The sequence below is a fragment of the Hyphobacterium sp. genome, from assembly GCF_043584775.1.
Lineage (GTDB): Bacteria > Pseudomonadota > Alphaproteobacteria > Caulobacterales > Maricaulaceae > Hyphobacterium.
The window spans coordinates 1,821,933-1,843,485 of sequence record NZ_CP121327.1 but is presented as its reverse complement, the minus strand read 5'-3'; the positions used below and the strand labels follow the sequence as shown (position 1 = coordinate 1,843,485).

Annotated in this window: 24 protein-coding genes and 1 pseudogene; 22 read left to right on the top strand and 3 right to left on the bottom strand. The window is 59.0% G+C overall.

All coding sequences use genetic code 11. The features are described 5' to 3' along the window. Positions 1–3: 3 nt before the first annotated feature. From P0D52_RS09240 to P0D52_RS09230, 3 genes are all read left to right on the top strand, one after another. Complete coding sequence (locus tag P0D52_RS09240; protein WP_394692370.1) at positions 4–330, top strand: hypothetical protein; 327 nt, start codon at positions 4–6, stop codon at positions 328–330. Positions 331–414: 84 nt separating this feature from the next. Beyond that, positions 415–1,092 carry a hypothetical protein gene (locus P0D52_RS09235; RefSeq protein ID WP_394692369.1) on the top strand — a complete coding sequence of 226 codons (678 nt, stop codon included), beginning with the start codon at positions 415–417 and terminating at the stop codon, positions 1,090–1,092. A 118-nt stretch (positions 1,093–1,210) separates the two neighbouring features. Continuing rightward, the gene (locus tag P0D52_RS09230; protein WP_394692368.1) at positions 1,211–2,713 is read left to right on the top strand and encodes a recombinase family protein; all 1,503 of its coding nucleotides are present in this window, start codon (positions 1,211–1,213) and stop codon (positions 2,711–2,713) included. On the opposite strand, the gene P0D52_RS09225 is transcribed toward P0D52_RS09230, so the two are convergent. Together P0D52_RS09225 and P0D52_RS09220 are read right to left on the bottom strand one after the other, a co-directional pair. Further along, positions 2,635–3,030, bottom strand: a complete 396-nt coding sequence (locus tag P0D52_RS09225) for a VOC family protein (protein ID WP_394692367.1) — start codon at positions 3,028–3,030, stop codon at positions 2,635–2,637. The genes P0D52_RS09230 and P0D52_RS09225 overlap by 79 nt on opposite strands. Positions 3,031–3,647: 617 nt before the next feature. Further along, positions 3,648–4,100 (bottom strand): helix-turn-helix domain-containing protein, encoded by a 453-nt coding sequence (locus P0D52_RS09220; RefSeq protein WP_394692366.1) that lies wholly within the window; start codon positions 4,098–4,100, stop codon positions 3,648–3,650. A gap of 296 nt (positions 4,101–4,396) precedes the next feature. On the opposite strand from P0D52_RS09220, the pseudogene thyA reads away from it, so the two are divergent. From thyA to P0D52_RS09130, 18 genes and pseudogenes are all read left to right on the top strand, one after another. Then, positions 4,397–4,717 (top strand): annotated as a pseudogene (thyA, locus tag P0D52_RS09215) (thymidylate synthase); the annotation flags it as partial. Next, positions 4,714–5,163, top strand: a complete 450-nt coding sequence (locus P0D52_RS09210; RefSeq protein WP_394692365.1) for a hypothetical protein — start codon at positions 4,714–4,716, stop codon at positions 5,161–5,163. The pseudogene thyA and the gene P0D52_RS09210, both read left to right, overlap by 4 nt. Continuing rightward, positions 5,151–5,660, top strand: coding sequence for a dihydrofolate reductase (locus P0D52_RS09205; RefSeq protein WP_394692364.1), 510 nt, complete (start codon positions 5,151–5,153; stop codon positions 5,658–5,660). The genes P0D52_RS09210 and P0D52_RS09205 overlap by 13 nt, the downstream gene beginning before the upstream one ends. A 3-nt stretch (positions 5,661–5,663) precedes the next feature. Further along, positions 5,664–6,101, top strand: coding sequence for a hypothetical protein (locus tag P0D52_RS09200; RefSeq protein WP_394692363.1), 438 nt, complete (start codon positions 5,664–5,666; stop codon positions 6,099–6,101). A 108-nt stretch (positions 6,102–6,209) separates the two neighbouring features. Then, a complete protein-coding gene (gene hflK, locus P0D52_RS09195; RefSeq protein WP_394692362.1) occupies positions 6,210–7,361 on the top strand; it encodes an FtsH protease activity modulator HflK in 1,152 nt (383 codons plus the stop codon). A 1-nt stretch (position 7,362) separates the two neighbouring features. Further along, entirely contained in the window at positions 7,363–8,253 is an 891-nt protein-coding gene (hflC, locus tag P0D52_RS09190; protein WP_394692361.1) for a protease modulator HflC, read from the top strand. 9 nt (positions 8,254–8,262) lie between these two features. Next, positions 8,263–8,463: a DUF2065 domain-containing protein gene (locus P0D52_RS09185; RefSeq protein ID WP_187166941.1), complete on the top strand. Its 201-nt coding sequence runs from the start codon at positions 8,263–8,265 to the stop codon at positions 8,461–8,463. Between the two features lie 97 nt (positions 8,464–8,560). Further along, entirely contained in the window at positions 8,561–9,946 is a 1,386-nt protein-coding gene (locus P0D52_RS09180; protein WP_394692360.1) for a Do family serine endopeptidase, read from the top strand. Next, positions 9,943–10,878 carry a tRNA (adenosine(37)-N6)-dimethylallyltransferase MiaA gene (gene miaA / locus P0D52_RS09175; RefSeq protein ID WP_394692359.1) on the top strand — a complete coding sequence of 312 codons (936 nt, stop codon included), beginning with the start codon at positions 9,943–9,945 and terminating at the stop codon, positions 10,876–10,878. The genes P0D52_RS09180 and miaA overlap by 4 nt, the downstream gene beginning before the upstream one ends. 26 nt (positions 10,879–10,904) lie before the next feature. Next, entirely contained in the window at positions 10,905–11,360 is a 456-nt protein-coding gene (locus tag P0D52_RS09170) for a YybH family protein (RefSeq protein WP_394692358.1), read from the top strand. A 71-nt stretch (positions 11,361–11,431) separates the two neighbouring features. Beyond that, complete coding sequence (locus tag P0D52_RS09165) at positions 11,432–11,947, top strand: hypothetical protein (protein ID WP_394692357.1); 516 nt, start codon at positions 11,432–11,434, stop codon at positions 11,945–11,947. A 54-nt stretch (positions 11,948–12,001) separates the two neighbouring features. Further along, positions 12,002–12,718 (top strand): TVP38/TMEM64 family protein, encoded by a 717-nt coding sequence (locus P0D52_RS09160; protein WP_394692356.1) that lies wholly within the window; start codon positions 12,002–12,004, stop codon positions 12,716–12,718. Between the two features lie 106 nt (positions 12,719–12,824). Continuing rightward, positions 12,825–13,865: a rod shape-determining protein gene (locus P0D52_RS09155; RefSeq protein WP_394692355.1), complete on the top strand. Its 1,041-nt coding sequence runs from the start codon at positions 12,825–12,827 to the stop codon at positions 13,863–13,865. Between the two features lie 30 nt (positions 13,866–13,895). Beyond that, positions 13,896–14,852, top strand: a complete 957-nt coding sequence (mreC, locus tag P0D52_RS09150) for a rod shape-determining protein MreC (protein ID WP_394692354.1) — start codon at positions 13,896–13,898, stop codon at positions 14,850–14,852. Further along, complete coding sequence (gene mreD, locus P0D52_RS09145) at positions 14,849–15,364, top strand: rod shape-determining protein MreD (RefSeq protein ID WP_394692353.1); 516 nt, start codon at positions 14,849–14,851, stop codon at positions 15,362–15,364. The genes mreC and mreD overlap by 4 nt, the downstream gene beginning before the upstream one ends. Before the next feature lie 4 nt (positions 15,365–15,368). Then, positions 15,369–17,228, top strand: coding sequence for a penicillin-binding protein 2 (gene mrdA, locus P0D52_RS09140; RefSeq protein ID WP_394692352.1), 1,860 nt, complete (start codon positions 15,369–15,371; stop codon positions 17,226–17,228). Next, a complete protein-coding gene (gene rodA, locus P0D52_RS09135; protein ID WP_394692351.1) occupies positions 17,228–18,373 on the top strand; it encodes a rod shape-determining protein RodA in 1,146 nt (381 codons plus the stop codon). The genes mrdA and rodA overlap by 1 nt, the downstream gene beginning before the upstream one ends. 92 nt (positions 18,374–18,465) lie before the next feature. Continuing rightward, positions 18,466–19,821, top strand: a complete 1,356-nt coding sequence (locus P0D52_RS09130; RefSeq protein ID WP_394692350.1) for a sodium-dependent transporter — start codon at positions 18,466–18,468, stop codon at positions 19,819–19,821. Here P0D52_RS09130 and pip read toward each other — a convergent pair. After that, positions 19,818–20,786, bottom strand: a complete 969-nt coding sequence (gene pip, locus P0D52_RS09125; protein WP_394692349.1) for a prolyl aminopeptidase — start codon at positions 20,784–20,786, stop codon at positions 19,818–19,820. The genes P0D52_RS09130 and pip overlap by 4 nt on opposite strands. A gap of 134 nt (positions 20,787–20,920) precedes the next feature. Here pip and P0D52_RS09120 point away from each other — a divergent pair, with 134 nt between their 5' ends. After that, positions 20,921–21,550: a hypothetical protein gene (locus P0D52_RS09120; protein ID WP_394692348.1), complete on the top strand. Its 630-nt coding sequence runs from the start codon at positions 20,921–20,923 to the stop codon at positions 21,548–21,550. Positions 21,551–21,553 lie beyond the last annotated feature (3 nt).

The following is a 21,553-nucleotide window of genomic DNA, read 5'->3' as shown; positions in this document are numbered from 1 at the left end:
ATCATGGTCCACACAATTCGCTCTTTTGTGCCTTTCAAAGTTATCATCGGAAGTTGTACCGGCCTTTTGCTCGCCGGATGCGCTACGCCCATTGAGACATCGATCGTGGCCACCACGGCGGACAGGGTGGAGCATTGTCAGGAGCTAGGGGCCGTGGCCGGTTCCAATGCCATGTTTGTCGGTCTGAGCGCCTCCATCGGACGGACGCGTGCTCAAAACGATGCGCTGGCTCAGGCCAGCACTATGGGTGCAACCCATGTCGTTTGGCGCGAAATGGGCACAAGCCTGACAAATGAATGGGTCGGTACGGCCTATCAGTGCGGCGACTAATCAAAACTCGCGCGGCGATTCAAAATTACCAGTTCCCATCGCCGTGTGAGCTATTTTGATTGTCGCAAATAGGGAGAATGCATCATGTCTCGCCTGGGGTTGCTAGTCACCTTTATAGTAGTAATTGCGGGCATTGGAGCCAGCTGCGCGCAGGCTCAAACTGAAAATGCATGGAGCGGCACGATCCGCGTTCAATACAGCGCAACGAGCGTCGAAGGGGACATGATAGCCAGCGTAGGGTTGCCAGACAGGGCAGGTCTGGCTGTTGCATGTTCTTCTTCCTCGAGAGATTTTTCGCCCTGTCAGGCGGAAGTGTGGGGTAATCTGGAACGACCACCGGACCATGCACGCTATATTGTGGTTCGTGTATTCAAGGATGGTGAGCGGATAATGTCGAATGTCGTTCGCCGCAATGATATATGGTCTCGGTCAAATTTGATCGGCTTCCGTTGGGACATGGCAGCGGGCGCCGCTGCCAATTATTGGCTCGTTCTGGCTGAGGGCGGCGAATTGACGGTTCAGTTTCTGGACGCCAATGGCTTGGGCGAACCAATCGCTTATGCTGACTATACATTTGATGTGGCGCCCTTGCCGACGCGTGCGATTGAAACCGTCCAGTTGATGCGCGCATCCAATTTGCGTCCTCGCCAATGGGCGATAGAGATACTTGGCCGTTGCGCGCGGGAAATCGAAAACGGCCCGGCGATCGTGGAAGTAGAGGTCACCGGGCGGAATTTTCAACGCGAAGAGTGCCGTCCTTAGGTAGATCGAGCAGGAAAAGGTGCTGACGGATATTCGCGAATAAGGCGACACATAAAGCATTCGCCTATTACAAGTAGAGAGCGTATATTGCGGGCCCACGATACTCTAAGAGGTTAAAATGAAGGAGCAGGCCGGGCGTCCCGTTGGCGTATGGATTCGTGTTTCGACCGAAGATCAGGCCAAAGGTGACAGCCCGGGCATTCACCGTGCGCGCGCCGAGCAATATGCGGCCTTCAAGGGCTGGGAGATTGTGGAATACTACGATCTCTCCGGTGTGTCGGGTAAGGGCATCATCAACCAGCCGGAAGCGCTTCGCATGCTGGAAGATGTCAAAAGCGGGCGCATTTCAGCTTTGCTTTTTTCCAAGCTTGCCCGCCTTGCCCGGAACACCAAGGAGCTTCTCGAATTCTCCGATATTTTCAGCAAGCACAATGCTGATCTTGTATCGCTGCATGAGAGTATCGATACCTCAACGCCCGCTGGCCGACTATTTTATACGATGATTGCGGCCATTGCCGAGTGGGAGCGCGAAGAGATTGTCGATCGGGTCAAGGCAGCAGCCCTTACCCGCGCAAAGCTTGGAAAGCGCGTCGCCGGATCTGCACCCTTTGGATACCATTGGCAGGATGGAAAATTTGTTCCCCATCCGGACGAAGCTCCGGTGCGAAAGCTCATCTATGAATTGTTCGCTGAATATCATCGCAAGAATGCGGTTGCGCGGGAGCTCAATGATCGGGGTTACCGGACGCGCCGTGGCAAGAAATTTGCCATCAATTCCATTCAGCTGCTTTTGCGCGACCCAACCGCCAAGGGGATTCGAAGGACAAATTATTCGCACAATGTGGACGGGTCGGTTGAACTCAAACCGGAGAGCGAATGGATCTGGCAGACTTGCGAGCCGATCGTAAGTGTCGAGCTTTGGGATCAGTGCAACGCCATCCTCGACAAACAGTCCAAGGGACGTGCGCCGGGACCTCGCGGCAAGTATCTGTTCGCCGGAAAAATAAAATGTGCGCACGATCATCACACCATGTATGTGCTCAATGAGACGCCCAAATTTGTATGCCGCAAATGTCGCAACAAGATCCCGCAGGATGATATCGAAGCCATCTTTCGCGATCAGTTGCGAAATTTTTTCGCGTCCGATGTCGAGCTCAAAAACCACATGGGCGAGACCCAAAAAGAGTTATCCGACAAAAAGGAACAAGTTGAGGTTCTCAAACGAGAAAAGGTCGGGCTTGTTCAAGACCGCGAGCAGCTATTGCGTGGCTATCTCGACAAGACGCTTAAGCCCGCGCGCTTTCGCGAGCTCGATACCAGGGCAGGGGAGAGGTTGGAACAGATCGATACAAGCATCGGAGGCCTGGAAGGCCAGATTGCCGCGTTGGAGGTTGCTGATGCATCAAGCGATGAAATCATTTCAGAGGCTCGCGACCTATATGGTCGATGGGACAAGCTAACCTTCGATCAAAAAAGAAGAATAATTGAATCGATCACCGACGAAATTATCGTCGGTGATCGAGACATTCAAATTCACCTGCACTATGTGCCGGATTCATTAGACTCCGGGGAAAGCATGCAGAAGACGTTCAGCTTGTTGCCATCCGGGTCGCGGAAATAACCGGCATAGAACCAGTCGCCGCGGGCCCCGGCCGGACCTTCATCTGTCGCGCCCAGCTCGATGGCCAGCTTGTAGATTTCATCGACTTGGGCCGGGCTCTCGGCCTGCAGAGCCGCCATGACGCCATTGCCCACCGTCGCCTGCTTGCCATCGAACGGCTTGGTGAGGCCGATGCCTGCGCCGCCATTCGGCTTGCCCCAGGCGATGAAGGTGTCGGATTCCATCATCCGGCCGACGCCCAGAGCGCCACACAGCTTGTCGTAGAACGCTGCGCCTTTTTCAAGGTCGTTGGTTCCCAGTGTTACATAACCCAGCATTTGAATGTTCCCTCTATGTTCTGACGGATTTACTCTACACAAGCCAGTCAGTTTGGCGAGTCTCATTTTCGTGAAAACTCGGCTAGGGTGACACGCCCGGCACGTTGGGACTCTAGCCGATCGCTATCGCGTATAGGTCGTTGATTGAAAAACGGGGTGAAAGATGACGAATGAGAAGGCTGCGGACCGCGAAGATGAGCCGGATTGGGAATTGGAGATTTGCTCATGTTAGATTTTTATTCGAGGTTTCTGAGCCGGTTCGGCATTTCGATAGCGCTGTACCTAACGGTCGCGATGGGCTCCATTTTTCTTAGACGATTCTTGGGCATGCCGCCGAGCGCTGTGCCTTGGATAATCGGTGGCGCATTCATCGTCCTTGTATTTTACCAATTGATCGTCGTGGCTGCGCGTTCTGGCCGACAAAATTGACCATGCGGCTGGGCTGAAAGGCTCGTACATCTTCTCGCAAGGAGACGGGGGCCGTCTCGGGAAGTCGAATCGAGCTTCGGTCGTAGGTCGCCTCCGAGCGTCCCCCTATGGGCCCAGCCCTCATCGCAGGTGTGTCTGCGGGTCCATGCGCACGAGCGTGTAGTTTGTTACACAAGATGCACGCTTGGCTAACTGGCTTTCCTGGGCATTTGAAACCGTGACACGATTTCAACGAGTACCACCGGCACAGCGTGGCCGGCCAGACCGACCGTCCACCAGATTGTTGCCCACTTCATCACGAAGGCGCCGACCGACAGATTGATGGCCAGAAATACCACCATGCCCATCAGATAGCCGACGAGGTGAACCAGGAAAGACAGGCGCAAACCGGACGCCAATTCTGAATTGCGCTGCTGTACAATTTCGTCGGCTTCGGTTTCGGGATCGATGCACAGCGCAATCGCTTCGACATTGAACGCCGCGGCGATGGCCATGATCGTGTCACGCGAGGCCTGTTCGCCATTCTCGATACGTTGCACCGTACGGATGCCGACACCGGCCAGCTCGGCCAGATGTTCCTGCGACCAGTGACGCTCCTCGCGCCAGCGTTTGATTTTTGCGGAGTCCGTTTTGAAAGCCATTTCTATTATCCTCTTCAGGCGTTGTAATCAGACCGCCGGAAAAAGCCAAAAACGGTCGGCACGCGCCACGCCAGAGGGGTGTCAGTGACACGCCAGAAGCACGCCAGCACCCCGCCACCAGGGCCGGATCACCCGCTATGGCAGGCGTCTGCGATAATCTGTGGATAGCCCGGCGATTCCGGGTGCGATCAATTCACGCGAATCGCTAGAGTATGGCCTCGAAAGGATCGCGCCATGGCCAATGCAGAAAGACTCGATGATTTCCGCCCCGACCGTTCCGGGGGATCGGACGTGGAATCGGCCTGCAGCTTTATCAACGCTCGGCGGATATGTTTCTCGGCGTGCCGTTCAACATCGCCTCCTATGCATTGCTGACCCATCTGATGGCGCAGGTCTGTGACCTGGAAGTCGGCGAATACATTCACACGTTCGGCGATGCCCACATCTATACCAACCATATAGATCAGGTGAGAGAGCAACTCTCGCGCCCGCCGCGCGCTTTGCCAAAGCTGACGATCAATCCGGACAAGAAAGACCTCTTCGATTTCGAATATGAGGATGTCGCCATCGAGAATTATGATCCGCATCCCCGGATCGCCGCGCCGGTGGCGGTGTGAGCGAGCCGGCGGAAACACCGCCGGAAAAGGCGCAGCTCAGCGACCGCGAGCTCGACCGGCTGTGGGAACTGGCCTTGCATGAAGAGCGCGTTCTGAACGAGCGCTCCGGCTATTTCCTGATCGCCCATGCCATGTTGCTGGTCTTTGCCGTCACCGCGATCGAGTATCTCCACATCTTCGCGGTCATGGCGTGCATCCTGATCGGGGCTGTCATGTCCATTCTCTGGCTGATCGTGAACGCCCGGCAATTGCAGGAGATGCGCACAGCCGCCGGTATCGTCCGCGACAAGCTGCCCGGCTATGTCGCTTATCGAGAAGCCATACCGTCCCAGGGAATTCGCAAATTCGGCCCCGGTGCTTTCGCCTTCGGCATTCCGCTTGCGGTCGCAGGCATCTGGTTGATGTTCGCCGCCGAACGCTTGTGGAGCCTGTTTTGGCCCGCATAAGCCTCGTCGTCGCCGCCGCGAAAAACGGCGTCATCGGGGTGGATGGCGATCTGCCCTGGCGACTGAAAACCGATCTCAAGCTGTTCAAGAAGAACACGCTGGGCAAGCCGGTCATCATGGGCCGCAAGACCTGGGAAAGCCTGCCGTTCAAGCCTCTGCCCAAGCGCCCCAATATCGTGGTGACCCGTACGTTGGGCTATGCCGCACGTGGTGCGATTGCCGTCAGCGATCTCGACCTGGCGTTTGAAATGGCCCACGGCCTGGCCGGGGAATTGGGCGTGGATGAGGTCTGCGTCATTGGCGGCGCACAGATCTACGCCGCCACCCGCGATCTGGCGGATCGCATCTATCTGACCGAGGTCCACGCCGAGCCCGAAGGCGATGCCGTCCTCGATCCCTTCGATCCGGACATCTGGCAGGAAGTCCACTCCGAAGCCTATCCAGCTGGCCCGGACGATGATCATGCTTTTGTTTATCGGGTATTGGACCGCCGGTAGAGATTGATCGTTCAGGAGATGCCCGCAGATACGCCACCACTTTCGTTCTATCGATGGCTTATTGAGGCGTTGGACGAAGTTGAAAAGCGCGGACTTAAAAACACCCGAGAATTGTCAGCAAAATTGCAGGCTGATGCCCGGCTCCGGCGCCAACTTTCAGACGAGAGGCACAAAACTTTTGATCGGCTAATGGGCATTCTTCCTCTACCGCCGTCGAGCGAGTGGGAAGATTCCTATCTAACTCTTGCCCTTCTGTATGAGTTGGCTCTTTATGAACACCTTCTCGGAGATTTCGAATACTGCGAACAAATCAGCCGCGAGTATCTGTTCGAGCACTTAAACATTCGTCGAAAAAACATGGGTGACATTGCGGCCCAGCTTAGACTGGAACGACTCTCAGATATTTCGCTCATCAGGGAAATTCTGGATCGCTTGAATTAACGCAGCCCCGCCAAGAGGGACGCGCAGCGCACCGGTTCCGCTTGAATCTGCGGGCAAAGGCGTCCACATACACGCGCAAGACTGATCTTAACGGAGGAATGCTCCTACATGCCCTGGAATGACAATGCAGGCGGAGGCGGCGGTGGCCCATGGGGTTCCGGCGATAATGGCGACAGAAACAGGAATAATCCCTGGGGTCAGAATGGCGGCGGCGGTGGTGGCCGTGGCGGTCAGGAACCCCCGGATCTCGACGAGCTGATCGGAAAGCTGCAGGCAGGCCTGAGCGGTCTGTTTGGCGGCGGCGGTTCCGGTGGATCATCCGGCGGCGGCAAGTCCGGCAAGGGTGGCGGCGTTTTCGGTGCCATCATCATTGCAGCAGCCGTGGGCTTTGGTGTGATCATCTGGCCGGGGCAGGCCGTTTATCAGGTCCAGCCGTCGGAAGTCGGCGTGGTCATGCGCTTTGGCGAATATGTGCGCACCGCACCGCCGGGCCTGAATCTGAAAATGCCGTGGCCGATTGAATCGGTCGAATTCCCGAACGTCACCGAAACCCGCACCATCTCCATCGGCAATAACAATATTGCCGAGAGCCAGATGCTGACGCGCGACGAGAATATCGTGGACATCGCCTTTGAAGTGCAATGGCGTGTGGATACGGCGAACATCGACAACTTCGTCTTCAATGTCCGTGACCCCGAAGCGGCTGTTCGCGCCGTTGCCGAAAGCGCCATGCGTGAAGTAGCCGGCACGTCGGACCTGGTGCCGATTATCACGACCGCGCGGGCCGAAGTGTCCCAGCGAACCCGTCAGGTGATGCAGGAAACACTCGACGAGTATGAAGCCGGCATCCAGATTCTCCAGGTCAACCTGGAACGGGCGCAGGCGCCTCAGTCGGTGATTGACGCCTTCCGGGACGTTGATTCTGCCGCTCAGGATGCAGAACGCGTTCGGCTGAACGCCACCGCTCACGCCAACCGGGTGATCCCGGAAGCGCGCGGTAATGCAGCTCAGTTGCGTCAGGAAGCCCAAGGTTATCGCGACTCGGTGATTGCCGAGGCCCAGGGTGATGCTGACCGCTTCGTGGCCATTTACAACGAATACGCACTAGCGCCGGATGTGACTCGCCGCCGGATGTATCTGGAAACCATGGAACGCGTGCTCGGCGGGTCCGAGCTCATCATTCTGGACGAGCAGGGCGGGGCGATACCATATCTCCCGCTGGATCAGCTTGGCCGTAACCGTACGCAGGGAGGTCAGTAAAATGGGACGCCTTATTTCCACTCTTCTGATCGTGATCGGCGTTGGCGCTGCGGTCGTCGTTTCTCAATCCATATTCGTCGTCAATGAGCGTCAGAGCGCCTTGATCCTGCAATTCGGCGATCCTGTTGGTGTGGTGAATGAAATGGGGGCGGATAATGCCGGTCTGCATTTCAAGATGCCGTTCGTGACCCAGGTCATTTATTTCGACAAGCGCAATATCGAGTTTGATATGCTGCCCGAGGAAATTCAGGCTGCAGACCAGGAACGCCTCGTGGTGGATGCCTTCCTGCGCTATAGGATTTCTGATCCGCTACGCTTCTATCAGACGGTGCGTGATGAGAATGGTGTCCGCACCCGCCTGCGTTCCATCATGAATGACAGCCTGCGCGGCGTGATCGCCTCCATCCCGTCCGAAGACGTGATCTCCGGTCAGCGGTCCGAACTCATGGACCGCGTTCAGGAAGCGGTTGAAGCACAAGTCCGCACTCAGGACCTCGGCATTGATGTGATCGATGTCCGTATCCTGCGCGCTGACCTGCCGCCGACGATTGCCGAACGTGTCTTCCAGCGCATGCGCTCGGAACGTGAGCAGCAAGCGGCCGGTATCCGGGCCCAGGGCGAACAGGTCGCTCAGGAAATCCGGGCCGAGGCAGACCGCGACGCCCGGATCATCGTCGCCGAAGCGCGGGCAGATGCCCAGCGTCTGCGTGGTGAAGGTGATGCCCAACGGAATGCCATCTATGCCGAAGCCTATAACCGGGACGCGGAGTTCTTCTCCTTTTACCGGTCAATGCTGGCGTATGAAGAAGCCATTCAGAGCGGAACACCGATCGTGATCCCGCCGAATTCGGAATTCTTCGAGTATTTCGGAGCTGAAAACGGCGACAATTAAGGCGCAGTCATGCTGATCTACATCCTTCTGGGTGTGGGACTGGCTCTGGCGGTGGAAGGCTTTGTCTACGCCGCCGCGCCAGGTGCGATGAAACGCATGATGGCTGAAATACAAAACAGCCCGGACGGAGCCTTGCGCTTCGCCGGGCTGTTCGCTTTGGCTCTCGGCGTGGCCATCGTCGCGCTCGCCCGGCAATTGGGCGCGGCGTGAAATCCCGCACATATTGTTGACGAAATCGTCAGTCACCTTGCCCCGTGCCGCGCTTCGCGGCATGTAGACACCAGAGTCGACCATTTGGGAGTTTTGTATGCGTATTCTTGCCGCTTTTCTGTCTTTCATTGTGCTTACCGGCGCAGCGGCAGCGCAACGAATTCCATCGGAGGGATTTGCCGACCTGAATGATCGGCTGGCCCCTGCCGTGGTCAACATTTCTTCCGCTCAGCGCCTCGGAGACGATGACGGCAACATGCCCGACTTTCCCGAAGGTTCGCCACTGGAGCGTTTCAACGAATTCTTCGGGGACGCACCGCGGATCGCCAACTCCCTCGGCTCCGGCTTTATCATCGACCCCAGCGGCACGGTGGTGACGAATAATCACGTCATCGAAAATGGCGATGAAATCGAAGTGACGCTGACCGACGGCCGGACATTGCCGACCACGCTGATCGGCCGCGACCCGGTGACCGATCTGGCCGTGCTGCAAATCCAGTCGGCGGATGAAGACTTTCCCTATGTCTCTTTTGGCGATTCCGATGCCGCCCGTGTCGGCGACTGGGTCATTGCCATCGGCAACCCGTTTGGTTTTGGCGGATCGTTGACGGCGGGCGTGGTATCAGCCCGCGGCCGGGATGTTGGCGGCCGCTATGACGACTATCTCCAGTCCGATGTGGCCATCAATACCGGTAATTCCGGCGGCCCGCTTTTCAATCTGGATGGTGACGTGATCGGCATCAATACGCTGATCTATTCGCCAACCGGAGCCAGTGTCGGCATCAGCTTTTCTGTTCCCTCGGCGATTGCCGAACGCGTTGTGGGACAGTTGATCGAATATGGCGAGACCCGTCGCGGCTGGCTCGGGGTCAGTGTCCAGAATGTTGATTCCGACCTTGCCGAGAGCCTCGGACTGAGCACGCCGCGTGGCGCGCTGGTTCGCCGGATAACGGCGGGTGGACCGGCGGCTGACGCCGGGCTTCAGGAAGGCGATCTCGTTCTCAGCTTTGACACCTTCGACATTGTCGATGACCGCATGTTCTCGCGTCTGGTTGCAGAGACCGAAATTGGCCGCAGGGTTCGGATAGAAGTCCAGCGCCGCGGAGAACCGGTGACATTGACCGCAACCGTCGAACGTTTGGCCGAGGAACGCCCGGAAAACCGGACGCTTCGGACCCGTCCCGAGGTCGAATCTGGCGAGACCGAAATGTTCGGCCTTACCCTGGCCGAGCTGGACGCCGCATCACGCCGCCGCTTCCGCGTTCATCCTGATGCTGAAGGCGTGCTCATCGTGGCCGTCGACCCACTCAGCGACGCGGCCGCGAAGGCGCGTCCGGGCGACGTCATTACCGAGATCGCCTATACGCCGGTCGAGACCCTCGCCGAAGCCGTCACGGTTCTGGGCGAGTATGAGGACGGGGATGTCGCGCTGTTCCAGCTGAATCGCGGCGGGCAATTCGTCTTCCAGTCCATTCGCCGGTGATCGCGAACACAGATCCCGTCATCCTGCTGGCCGGACCGACGGCGTCCGGCAAAACCGCCCTGTCGGTAGGCCTCGCCCGCTCTCTGAATGGCGAAATCATCAATGCCGATTCCATGCAGGTCTATCGCGATCTGCGCATTCTCTCGGCGCGGCCGGACGAGGGTGAGCAGGGCGGCATTCCCCACCATCTCTTTGGCGTGCTGGACGCATCCGAACGGGCCTCTGTCGGCTGGTGGGCGGATGCGGCCATGGACTGCATTGATAACATTCGGTCTCGCGGTAAGCGGCCCATCCTCGTGGGTGGAACCGGGTTGTATTTCAGCGCGCTGGTCAAGGGTCTGGCCGCCATGCCAGAGATTTCGGCGCGGACCCGCCAATCGGTCGAGGACATTGCCGCTCAGGGGCTGGAGGCTCTGCGCGAACAGGCGATGGCTTGTGATCCGGCCGCAACGGCCCGCATCAAGCCGGCCGACCGTCAACGCATGATGCGGGTTGTCGAAATCGGTCTCGAGACCGGCAAGGCGATTTCCGACTATCAGGCCGATACCCACCCGTTGCTGGCACCAGACGACTGGATCGGGCTTGTCATCGAACCGGAACGTGCCGCGCTTTACGCCCGCATTGAGCAACGCTTTGACCGCATGCTGGACGAAGGTGCATTGGGGGAGGTCGCCGCACTGGCCGAGCGCGGCCTCGATCCGGTTCTGCCGGCGATGAAGGCGCTGGGCGTTCCGCCGCTATTGGCCGTCCATGCCGGGCAGCTTGATCTTGCCGAGGCGGTGCATCAGGCTAAGCAGGACTCCCGCCGCTACGCCAAGCGGCAGCTGACCTGGCTTCGCAATCAGATGCCGGACTGGCAGCGGCTCCCCTGTCCGGATGGAAAGGTTTCTCTCGCAGACGTGATTTCACAGCTGGATCGTTCAGTCGGATAGTCGAAACATCAGTTCTGGAGATGATTATGCCAATGTCATTTATATTTGCGGGCGCGATGGCGCTGTCGATGATGCAGAATGCCGACGAGGCCGTCGCGCAGGCAATGCAGACCGATCGCGAATTTGCAGCCTACGCAGCGGAAAACGGAATTGCGGAAGGATTTCGGCTTTATGCGGCCGATGATGCGCGTCTGATCCAGCCGAATATCGATGATATTGTCGGTTCCGATGCCATCTATTCGTCGCGCGAAGGTGCGACCGGCCTTCTGCACTGGGAGCCGCGCGGCGGCTATGCGGGCGAAGCCGGCGATTTCGCCATCACTTACGGAGACTGGAGCTATCATCCGGACGGAGATCACGCATCAGCGCCGGTTGCGACCGGTAATTACGTATCTGCGTGGCGTCTCGGATCGGAGGGCTGGCAGTATGTGCTGGACACGGGCGTCACCAATTCCCGCGAGCAGCCAGCGGCGGAAGAATAGCCCTGATTGCTTGCCACTTTGAGTTATTTGGCTAGGTTTGCCGCGTTGCAGCATGAGCGGAGCGCGAGTCGATGGCATTCAAGCCGGTCAAGGAACGTCCTTATGGAGACCCGAAGTCGGTGGTTGCCGCGCTTTTTGAGGAAGCGGGCGGTGTTCCCGCGGTAATGCAATTGCTGGAGTTATCCCGCACCCGCGTGTATGCGCTGGCGGATCCGGATGCGACGAACGAAATCTCCTATTCTCGTGTGGCCAAGCTGACAGAAGCGACAGGCGCGACGGCCGCGGCGAAAGATCTGGCCTATCTGGCCGGCGGTATTTTCATGCCGCTGGATCAATCGGACGATGACAACTGGCTATCCCTGGCCGGAGAAGCCAGCCGCAAGCATGCGCGCAATATCACAGCACTCATGGATTCCCTGAGCGAAACCGAACGTTCGCCAGGCGAGATTGATGAACAGGAAGCCCGCGAAATCCTGAAGGTTCTCGATCAGCAGCTGGCTGTGCTGGCCCGCCAGCGTTCGAAACTGGCCCGCATCGCCAATGGCGAACGCGATCCATCTGCACGCCCGGTTGGCGATAAGGATTGATACAGCTTTTATGCGTGATATGGGGGGCGAGGCATTAACCGGACCCGCAACGCAATGAAGCGCTTTCTACATTTCATTCTGAATATGGATGCCCGGGCTCAGCGCGCGGTCATGGTATCCTTTGCGCTTCTAACATCCGTCGGCATGGTGTTTGTGTTTGGCCGGCTATTCCTCGATGCCAGCACGGACAATCTTGGCCAGGTCTTCGAGGCCGCCGCCAGCCAATGGTATGCCCTGCCGCTGACCATCGTGATCTACATCATCATGTCGCTATTTGGCGCTCCGCAATTCGTGCTGATGGCGGCAACCATGCTCGCTTTTGGCCCGATTTACGGTTTTGCCTATGCCTGGATCGCCACCGCCTGTTCGGCCTCGGTAAACTTCTGGATGGGAAGAAGTTTCGGCGCCGGACTGCTGGAGCGCTTCGGTGGCGAATGGATGAATCGCGCAGCGGAATTTGTCGGCCGCAACGGGCTGATCGCCAGCGCCCTGGTGCGCATTGTGCCGTCCGGTCCCTTCATCGTCGTCAACATGGCGTTCGGCGCATCGAAGACGCCCTATTGGGCCTTTATTCTCGGCGCGATGCTGGGAACCGCGCCCAAGATTCTGGTGGTCGGTTTGACCGGGCAAAGCCTGTTGACAGTTCTGTCAGGCGAAAACCTGCTTTATGCGGCGGTTTTGATGGTTGTGGCGCTGGCTGTCTGGCTTGTCATCATGCTCGCAGCGCGGCGCCGTCTGCCCGTTCCGGAAGAAACAGACGAAGAGACTTGACGTGTGGCTGCATTGTCGCGCTTGCATTCCGCGCTGCAGCATCGCACAAGGGTAATTCTTGAAAATTTGATCGCCTGACAGGTGATCGCAACATGAACGCGCGCCCATGTTCAATAGTCTTTTTGGTCTTCTCTCTGCCGATATCGCCATCGATCTCGGAACAGCCAACACGCTTGTCTACGTCAAGGGACGCGGCGTGGTGCTGAACGAGCCATCCGTGGTGGCTTACAAACTGGAGAAAGGCCGCAAGCACGTTCAGGCGGTTGGTGCCGAAGCCAAGATGATGCTGGGCAAGACCCCCGGCAATGTCGAAGCGATCCGTCCGATGCGGGATGGCGTTATTGCCGATTTCGACGTCGCCGAGGAGATGATCCGCTATTTTGTGCGCAAGGTGCACAACCGTCAGAGCTTTGTTTCGCCGCAGGTCGTCATCTGCGTCCCGTCAGGTGCAACGGCTGTTGAGCGCCGGGCCATCCATGAATCCGCGCGTCTGGCCGGCGCCCGCAAGGTCTTCCTGATCGACGAGCCCATGGCGGCCGCGGTTGGCGCAGGCCTGCCGATTGATGAACCGACCGGTTCGATGATTGTCGATATTGGCGGCGGCACGACGGAAGTCGCAGTGATGTCGCTGTCGGGTATCGTCTATTCGCGCTCGGTCCGCGTCGGCGGCGACAAGATGGACGAAGCCATCATCAATTATATCCGCCGTTCAGCCAATTTGCTGATTGGCGAGACGTCGGCAGAGCGGATCAAGAAAGAAATCGGATCAGCCATGCCGCCGCCGAAAGGCGAGGGGCTGACGCTGGAAATCAAGGGGCGCGACCTGATGAACGGCGTGCCGCGAGAGATTGCCGTGACTGAAGCCATGATTGCCGATGCCTTGTCCGAGCCCGTCGAGCAGATTGTCGAGGCGGTCAAGCAGGCGCTCGAAGCCACGCCGCCGGAACTGGCTGCCGATATTGTAGACAAGGGTATTGTGCTGACCGGTGGTGGTGCGCTGCTGCGTAATCTGGATACCGAATTGCGGGAGCGGACCGGCCTGCCGGTCAGTCTTGCAGACGAGCCTCTGTCCTGTGTTGTGATGGGCTGCGGCAAGGCGGTAGAAAACCTTAGGCTTTGGCGACCTATCCTGTCCGAGGCAGTTTAGCCCTGAGCCCAAACCAAAAGGAGTGTCGCCTTGGCGATCGGCGGATCTTCCAGGCGCAATGATGAAAGCGGAGTCCGCTTTTCGCGTACCTTTACGGTCGCGCTCTTTCTCATATCCATTGTTCTGATTGCGTTTGACCGGCCGCAAGCCCGGTCTCCGGCGCTGGCAGGTCTGCGGGCCGGGATCACGGATTTATCGGCTCCCTTGCTCGATCTGGCGGCAGCGCCCGTGCGCGGTATCAGCAATATCGGGCCCTATTGGCGCAATCAGGCCCGGCTGGCCGAGGAAAACGCCGAACTCCGCCAGCGCTTGAACGAGACTCGGTACTGGCGCGATCTCGCCTTGCAATTGCGGGATCAGCGCGAAATCTATGAAGAAGCCCTGAATGTCGAATCGCCGGCCACGCAAAACCGCATTGGGGCCTGGACGCTGGGCGATCCGGATGGCCCCTTCGTACAATCCCGGCTGATCGGGGCGGGAACACGGCAGGGCGTGGATACCGGCGACCCGGTGTTGAATGTCTACGGCCTGATTGGGCGCGTGGTGGAAACCGGGCGCGTTTCATCGCGGGTTTTGCTGCTGACGGATTTGAACAGCCGGATTCCCGTGATGGCGGACCGGTCCAACGCGCGGGCCGTTATGGTCGGCGATAACTCGGAATATCCGCGGCTCGATTTTCTCACCCGCAATGCTGATCTGCAAGATGGCGACCGCATCGTGACATCCGGGGATGACGGAATCATGCCGCGGGGGCTGCCGGTTGGTCAGGCCCAGCGGGATCGTCAGGGCCGCTGGCGGATTCGCCTCTATTCGGACCAGGCGCCAGTGGATTTCGTCTGGGTATTCCCCTTCGAGCCGATGGCGGCACCAGAAGCAGAATCAGACGCCGGGGACGCACCGTTGCTGACCGGGGACAGCGCGGGCGAAGCGGGTGTGGATCCCTCCGTAGCAGACGGCACCGAAACCTCTGTTGGAGGTGAGCCATGAGATCGCCGATCGATACGCGCCCGCCTTATGGCCTGATGGTCTGGGCCGTGCTCAGCCTGATCCTCGCACTCGCCTTCTATGCAGCGCCTCTCCGCATAGCCAACGGGCCGGACCTGATGCCGATGCTGCCGCTCATGACGCTCTTTATCTGGTCGACGGTGCGACCGCGATTTATTCCCCCCATTGTGATTTTCGTGATCGGGATATTGAATGATGTGCTGACCGGCGGCGTGCTGGGCGTCTGGGCGCTGGCCTATCTCACCTCGCTGACGATTGCCCGATCTCGCGATGAAGATGGTCCGACACGCGAATTCGGCCCGGTGTGGATCCGTTTTCTCGTTGTACTGGCCATTGCCATACCGGTGGCGTGGAGCGCGGGCAGTCTGGCGATCGGCCAGCCGGCTCCGGTGCGGCCCTTGCTGATCGAGGGTGTCGCCTCCGCGCTCATGTTCCCGCTTCTGGCCTTCATATTCATTCGCCGCCGCAATCTGCGCGGCACGTTCGGGTCTTGATGCGATGAAGTCGGATCGTCAGGAACAACAGCTTAAATTCACCCGCCGGGCGCTGATGATGGGCGCGGGCGGCGCCGCCGTATTCACCGCCCTTGGCGCGCGGCTGTATCAATTGCAGGTCATCCAGACCGAGCGCTACCGCGTCTTGTCGGAAGACAATCAGTTCAACTTCCTGCTGACCGCTCCGTCGCGGGGGCGCATTCTGGACCGCTTCGGCGTGCCGATTGCCGACAATCGCGACAGCTATCGCGTGGTCATGATTCCGGAACAGGCCGGAGATGCCGAGGAAGCGCTCGATCGTCTTGGCCGTGTGATCGAGATCACGCCGGAGCAACGCGACCGCATTCTGCGCAATGTCAGCCGCGCCCCGCGCTTTCGCCCCGTGACCATTCGCGATGACCTTGATTGGGGCAGTTTTGCCGCGATCAATCTTCAGACGCCGGATTTGCCGGGCATTATTCCCGAAGTCGCAGAAATCCGCGACTATCCGTCCGGCCCCGCCTTTGCCCATATTCTGGGCTATGTGCAACCGGCCTCCGAGGCCGATGCAGGCGATGACCCGCTTTTGCGCCATCCCGGTTTCCGCATCGGCCGGACAGGGGCGGAGTCCGCACGTGAGGAGACACTGCGCGGCGCGGCAGGCTCTCTCAAGGTGGAGGTCAATGCGTTCGGCCGCGTCATCCGTGAGCTGCCGGAACAGTCCAACCCTGCCACGCCGGGCGAGGATGTCCGCCTTACCATTGATGCGGATGTCCAGAGATTTGCCTTTGACCGGCTGGAAGGTGAAAGCGCGGCCGCTGTCGCCATGGATGTCGAGACCGGCGATTTGCTGGCACTGGCCTCCACGCCCGGATTTGATCCCAACCTGTTTGTGACCGGTATTTCGCAGACAGACTTCAACGCATTGAATCAGAACGAGTACCGCCCGCTTTATAACAAGGCGCTGCAGGGTACTTATCCGCCAGCCTCAACCTTCAAGGCGGTCGTCGCACTCGCTGCGCTCGAAGCCGGTGTGGTCGATACGCGAGAGCGCGTCACCTGCACGGGAAGTATTCCGTTCGGAAATCGCGAATTCCACTGTTGGCGCCGACAGGGGCATGGCCGGGTCAATCTCCGCGATGCTGTCAAAACCTCTTGCGATGTCTATTTTTACGAAATGGCGCAACGCCTCGGCATTGATCGTATTGCTGCGGCCGCGCGGGACTTCGGCCTGGGATCAGCACCGGACATCGGGCTGGCCGGCATTTCCCGCGGTATTGTGCCGGACGAGCAATGGAAGCTGTCCCGTTATGGTCAGCGCTGGGCGGAGGGTGAAACGCTCATCACCGCGATCGGGCAGGGCTTCATGCTCGCTTCACCGCTCCAGATGGCGATCATGACGGCGCGCCTTGCGTCAGGCCGATCTGTCAGCCCGCGCCTTTACCTCGACCGGCCGGCGGATCAGGGACAGGAACTCGTTCAGAATCCGGAGCATCTGGCTGTGGTCCGTGATGCCTTGCGCGCCGTGGTCCATGAACCGGGCGGGACGTCCTATTACACGCTCGGCGGACTGGGCGTGGAGGGCGTCGAGATGGCCGGCAAGACGGGTTCGGCACAGGTCTATTCGATTACCCAGGAAGAGCGCGATGCGGGCGTGCGCACGCAGGACGAATTGCCCTGGCGACTGCGCGATCACGGCATGTTCGTTTGTTATGCGCCAGCAGATCGTCCGCGATATGCGGTCGCGACGGTCGTGGAACATGGAGGGGGCGGTTCCCGTGCGGCTGCAAGGCCCGCCCGTGATGTTTTGCGTTTTCTTATCGAGCGCGATCCGTCAGGGGCCGGCCCCTTCGGTCCAAATTCGGGCGGGGGCCAACCGACCTGATGGCTGTTTTCAGAGAAACCGTTCCGCGCACCTTTCAGGAAAAGCTGTTCGAGCTGAACTGGAGCGTGGTCTTGCTCCTTCTCCTGCTCGGCGCTGTCGGCGTGGGCATGCTTTATTCGGCGGCTGAAGGCGCCTGGGATCCCTGGGCCAGCCGCCATCTGATCCGCTTTACGATGGGCATTGGCATCATGCTCGTCATTGCGCTTTTCCCGCCGCGCTTCTGGATGGGTATGTCCTATCCGATCTATCTTGGCGCATTGGCCTTATTGGTAGGCGTCGAGTTCTTTGGCGAGACCGTTAACGGGGCGCAGCGCTGGCTGGATATTGGTCCGGTCCGCATGCAGCCGTCGGAAATCATGAAGCTGGCCGTCGTGTTCGCTTTGGCACGGTTTTATCACGACCTGCCGCCGGAGAAGGTCAATTCCGCGTTCGGATTGTTGATGCCGGCCTTCCTGATCGGAGCGCCCGCCGCCTTGATCCTGCATCAGCCCGATCTCGGGACAGCGGTTCTGGTGCTGGTCTCAGGCGCCGCGCTGGTTTTTCTCGCCGGGCTCAGCTGGCGGATCATCATCGGCGGAGCCATAGCGGCCGCCTTTGCCATTCCGGCGTTCTTGCGTTTTGGTCTGGAAGAGTATCAGCGCCGGCGCATTTTCACCTTCCTCAACCCGGAAGAAGACCCGCTAGGCGCGGGCTATCATATTCTCCAGTCCAAGATTGCGCTCGGGTCCGGCGGGCTGACCGGACGGGGATTTATCGAGGGCACCCAGACCCAGCTCAACTTCCTGCCGGAAAAGCAGACCGACTTCATTTTTACCATCCTCGGTGAGGAGTTCGGCCTGATTGGCGGTCTGGTCGTGATCGGTCTTTATGCACTTGTTCTGGCCAATGCGCTGGCGATTGCGGCGTCTTGCAAATCCACCTTCCTCAGATTGCTGGTGATGGGCATAGCCACGACATTTGCCCTCTATGTTTTCATCAATATCGGCATGATCACCGGCATGTTGCCCGTGGTCGGTGTGCCCCTGCCGCTCGTCTCCTATGGCGGGACGGTGATGCTGGCCGTGCTCTTCGGATTCGGCCTGATTCTCGGCGCGCACATACATCGTAATGCCGAACCACCGCGCGGCGCAGGCCTCTTTGGATAACGGTTAGAATTCCTTGACCCTTGCGTCAGGATAGGGAAGGTTTCACGCCAGTTCAGGCGGGGGTTTCCGCTGCATTTCTGGGGAGAATTGCCATGGCCGCAGCGGCTCATGCACACTGGTCGTCACGTTTTGGATTTCTGATGGCGGCCATCGGCTCATCGGTGGGCCTGGGGAATTTCTGGCGGTTTCCGTACACAGCTGGAGAGAATGGCGGCGCAGCTTTCGTCATCATCTATCTGGCATGCATTCTCCTGATCGGTTTCCCGATCCTGATGGCAGAATTGTCTGTGGGCCGGTATGGCCAGAAAAGCGCCATCGGTTCGGTGCAGAAAGTCGCCATGGACAATGGCTCTTCGCGCCTCTGGGCCGTGACCGGCCTTGTCGGTCTGATCGGCGGCATTCTGGTACTCTGTTTCTATTCGGTCGTGGCCGGCTGGGTCGCAGCCTACATATTCAAGATGTTCTCCGGCGAGTTTGCCGGACAGGCACCGGAAGTCGTCGAGGCGGCCTTCGGCACCTTCTCTGCCGACAGCTATAACGTACTCGGATGGCATACAGCCTTTATGGTGCTGACCGTATTGGTCGTGGCACAGGGCGTGACCGGCGGGATTGAACGCGCCGCGTCCATTCTGATGCCGATCTTCTTTGCCATGTTGCTCGGCATGGTCGTTTATGCCGGTATTGCCGGCGATATGGGAGCCGCTATTGGCTACCTCTTCGCCGTCGATTTTTCTGAAGTGAATGGCCAGACCTTCCTCGAAGCAGTCGGGCAGGCCTTCTTCTCGATTGGTTTGGGTTCGGCCATCATGATCACCTATGGCTCCTATCTCGACAAGAACGCCAATATCGGCCAATCGGCAGGCATCATTTCAGCGGCGGACTCCGGCGTTGCGCTGATTGCGGGCCTCGCCATCTTCCCCTTCGTCTTCGCCTTCTCGATTGAGCCGACGGCGGGCCCCGGCCTCTTCTTCCAGGCGCTTCCGGCGGCGTTCTCGCAGATGCCGGGCGGCAATATCGTCGGCGGAGCTTTCTTCATCCTCGCGCTGATTGCGGCACTGACATCATCGATTTCGCTTCTGCAGGCCGTGGTCGCCTGGATTGAGGAAAACTCCAGCTTCCACAAAAGCACCATCGCCTGGACATTTGGCGGCTTTATCTGGCTGGTGGGCGCAGGTGTCGCTTTCTCATTCCCCTTCTTCGATCTGCTGGACTTCCTGTCGAGCTCCATCGCCCTGCCGCTGGCCGGCTTGTTGATGGCGGTCTTCATGGGTTGGGTGGTCGACCGGAAAATTGCACACGCTCAGTTGTCGCATGCTTCACCGCTGCTGTTCGGATTCTTCCGTTTCGTTCTGCGGTTCTTCGCGCCGGTGGCGCTGACCCTGATCCTGATCCTGGGGCTGGACGCAAAGTTCGGCTGGGGCCTGTCGGTTATGCTGTTCGGCAGCTAACCAAAGCGCCGGGCGATTTCATCGGTGGCGCGCACCAGCGCGTCCACCGTGCCCGGTTCACCGGCTGAATGCCCTGCATCGGAGATAAACTCCAGCCGGGCATTTCCATTCCAGGCCTTGGCGATATCCCAGGCCGCCGTCGGTGGCGTAATGACGTCATAGCGCCCCTGGGCGATATAGCCGGGGATGTGCCGGATCCGGTCCATGTTTTCGAGCAATTGGTTGTCGCGCTCGAAAAAGCCCTTATTGACGAAGTAATGCGTTTCAATCCGCGAGATCGCGTCGGCGCGGGCCGGATTGGAATTCGAGGATGGCTCGGGCGAGGCAAAGGAAATCAGTTCATTCTCCCAGTCCGCCCAGGCGACGGCATCGGCCTGCCGGGCTTTGACATCATCCTGCATCAGGCGGGCATGATAGCTGGCGAGGACATCGTCGCGTTCGGCCTCGCTGAGGCGCGAAACCAGTTTCTGCCAGGCATCCGGGAAAATCCGATTGGCACCGTCCTTGTAGAACCAGTCGAGCTCGGCCTGCGTGCACAGGAAGACGCCGCGCAAGACCAGCGCCAGCGCACGATCCGGATGGGTTTGCGCATAGGCCAGTGACAGGGTGGATCCCCAAGAGCCGCCAAATACCACCCATTTCTCGATTCCAAGCGCTTCACGAATGGCTTCAATGTCTTTCACCAGGTCCCAGGTCGTATTGTTTTCTAGCGAGGCGTGCGGCGTTGAGCGTCCGCATCCACGCTGGTCAAAAAGAATGATCCGGTACTTTTCCGGGTCAAAGAAGCGCCGCATCATCGGGCTGGCACCGCCGCCGGGACCGCCATGCAGGCCAATAACCGGCAGGCCGTCCTTTCGCCCGCATTCCTCGACATAAAGTTCATGGCCGCCGTCGACTTTCAGGCGGAAATGACGGAAAGGCTCCAGAGGCGGAAAGAGCGGCGTGCGGGATTGTGATTTTTGCAAAGGACTAACCTGTATGTTTTACCTTGAAAGACATGGTGTTCTTGCCCCAAAGTGAAAACGGGGCAAGGGCTGGCAAGGAATTGTTGGCCAAGGGGGCAAATAAATCTGCCACCGAAGCGATATGGGTTGGAAATATGATGTTTCGTGCCGGAGTGATGTGTGCCTGCCTGGTAGGCCTCTCAGCGTGCGTTGCCACCCCTTCAGGTCCAGCCGAATTTGTTTCCCGCGCCCAATCCCTTTCAGAGGCGCAACTCGAACTCCGCCAGAATGCAGCCGCTCTGGACTCCCGCTTCCACGAAGCCGGCTGGGTCGCGGAGGAGCATGGCGCCGTTGTTCAACGCCTGACCGGCATGTTGATGTTTGGCCGTGGCGATAATGACCGTCAGGGTCCCGTCGAAGTCTATCTCGAAGCATCAGGGCTGACCGGTGCCGATAGCGAACTCATCCGGGCAGCGGCCCGCCGTGATCTCGCAGAAGCAACCTCTCTGGTTCACGATCTGGCCGTGGATGGCGAGCAGGTGGCCGAGGCGCAAGGGCTGACGGCCAGCAGCCTCAATGACGATCTGGGTGCGCTGGAATATGCGATCAGTGATGTGCGGCAGGCGCTTTCGCTTTTCCGCGAGATCAATGACAGTCATGACGCTGGCGAAGATGATCTCTCGCCGCAAATCGGATCGCTGGAACTGGCCTCGGAGCGGCTGAGCGGAGCCGCTGATGCCCTGATGTCGCGCCGCCGCGAATTGCGCAATTCGATCGGCAGCTGATCC

Excerpts from the sequence above, each read along its gene's own strand:
- P0D52_RS09240 (WP_394692370.1), top strand. The coding sequence starts at position 4 with ATGGTCCACACAATTCGCTCTTTTGTGCCTTTCAAAGTTATCATCGGA.
- P0D52_RS09235 (WP_394692369.1), top strand. The coding sequence starts at position 415 with ATGTCTCGCCTGGGGTTGCTAGTCACCTTTATAGTAGTAATTGCGGGC.
- P0D52_RS09230 (WP_394692368.1), top strand. The coding sequence starts at position 1,211 with ATGAAGGAGCAGGCCGGGCGTCCCGTTGGCGTATGGATTCGTGTTTCG.
- P0D52_RS09225 (WP_394692367.1), bottom strand. The coding sequence starts at position 3,030 with ATGCTGGGTTATGTAACACTGGGAACCAACGACCTTGAAAAAGGCGCA.
- P0D52_RS09220 (WP_394692366.1), bottom strand. The coding sequence starts at position 4,100 with ATGGCTTTCAAAACGGACTCCGCAAAAATCAAACGCTGGCGCGAGGAG.
- hflK (WP_394692362.1), top strand. The coding sequence starts at position 6,210 with ATGCCCTGGAATGACAATGCAGGCGGAGGCGGCGGTGGCCCATGGGGT.
- hflC (WP_394692361.1), top strand. The coding sequence starts at position 7,363 with ATGGGACGCCTTATTTCCACTCTTCTGATCGTGATCGGCGTTGGCGCT.
- P0D52_RS09185 (WP_187166941.1), top strand. The coding sequence starts at position 8,263 with ATGCTGATCTACATCCTTCTGGGTGTGGGACTGGCTCTGGCGGTGGAA.
- P0D52_RS09180 (WP_394692360.1), top strand. The coding sequence starts at position 8,561 with ATGCGTATTCTTGCCGCTTTTCTGTCTTTCATTGTGCTTACCGGCGCA.
- P0D52_RS09170 (WP_394692358.1), top strand. The coding sequence starts at position 10,905 with ATGCCAATGTCATTTATATTTGCGGGCGCGATGGCGCTGTCGATGATG.
- P0D52_RS09165 (WP_394692357.1), top strand. The coding sequence starts at position 11,432 with ATGGCATTCAAGCCGGTCAAGGAACGTCCTTATGGAGACCCGAAGTCG.
- P0D52_RS09160 (WP_394692356.1), top strand. The coding sequence starts at position 12,002 with ATGAAGCGCTTTCTACATTTCATTCTGAATATGGATGCCCGGGCTCAG.
- P0D52_RS09155 (WP_394692355.1), top strand. The coding sequence starts at position 12,825 with ATGTTCAATAGTCTTTTTGGTCTTCTCTCTGCCGATATCGCCATCGAT.
- mreD (WP_394692353.1), top strand. The coding sequence starts at position 14,849 with ATGAGATCGCCGATCGATACGCGCCCGCCTTATGGCCTGATGGTCTGG.
- mrdA (WP_394692352.1), top strand. The coding sequence starts at position 15,369 with ATGAAGTCGGATCGTCAGGAACAACAGCTTAAATTCACCCGCCGGGCG.
- rodA (WP_394692351.1), top strand. The coding sequence starts at position 17,228 with ATGGCTGTTTTCAGAGAAACCGTTCCGCGCACCTTTCAGGAAAAGCTG.
- P0D52_RS09130 (WP_394692350.1), top strand. The coding sequence starts at position 18,466 with ATGGCCGCAGCGGCTCATGCACACTGGTCGTCACGTTTTGGATTTCTG.
- P0D52_RS09120 (WP_394692348.1), top strand. The coding sequence starts at position 20,921 with ATGATGTTTCGTGCCGGAGTGATGTGTGCCTGCCTGGTAGGCCTCTCA.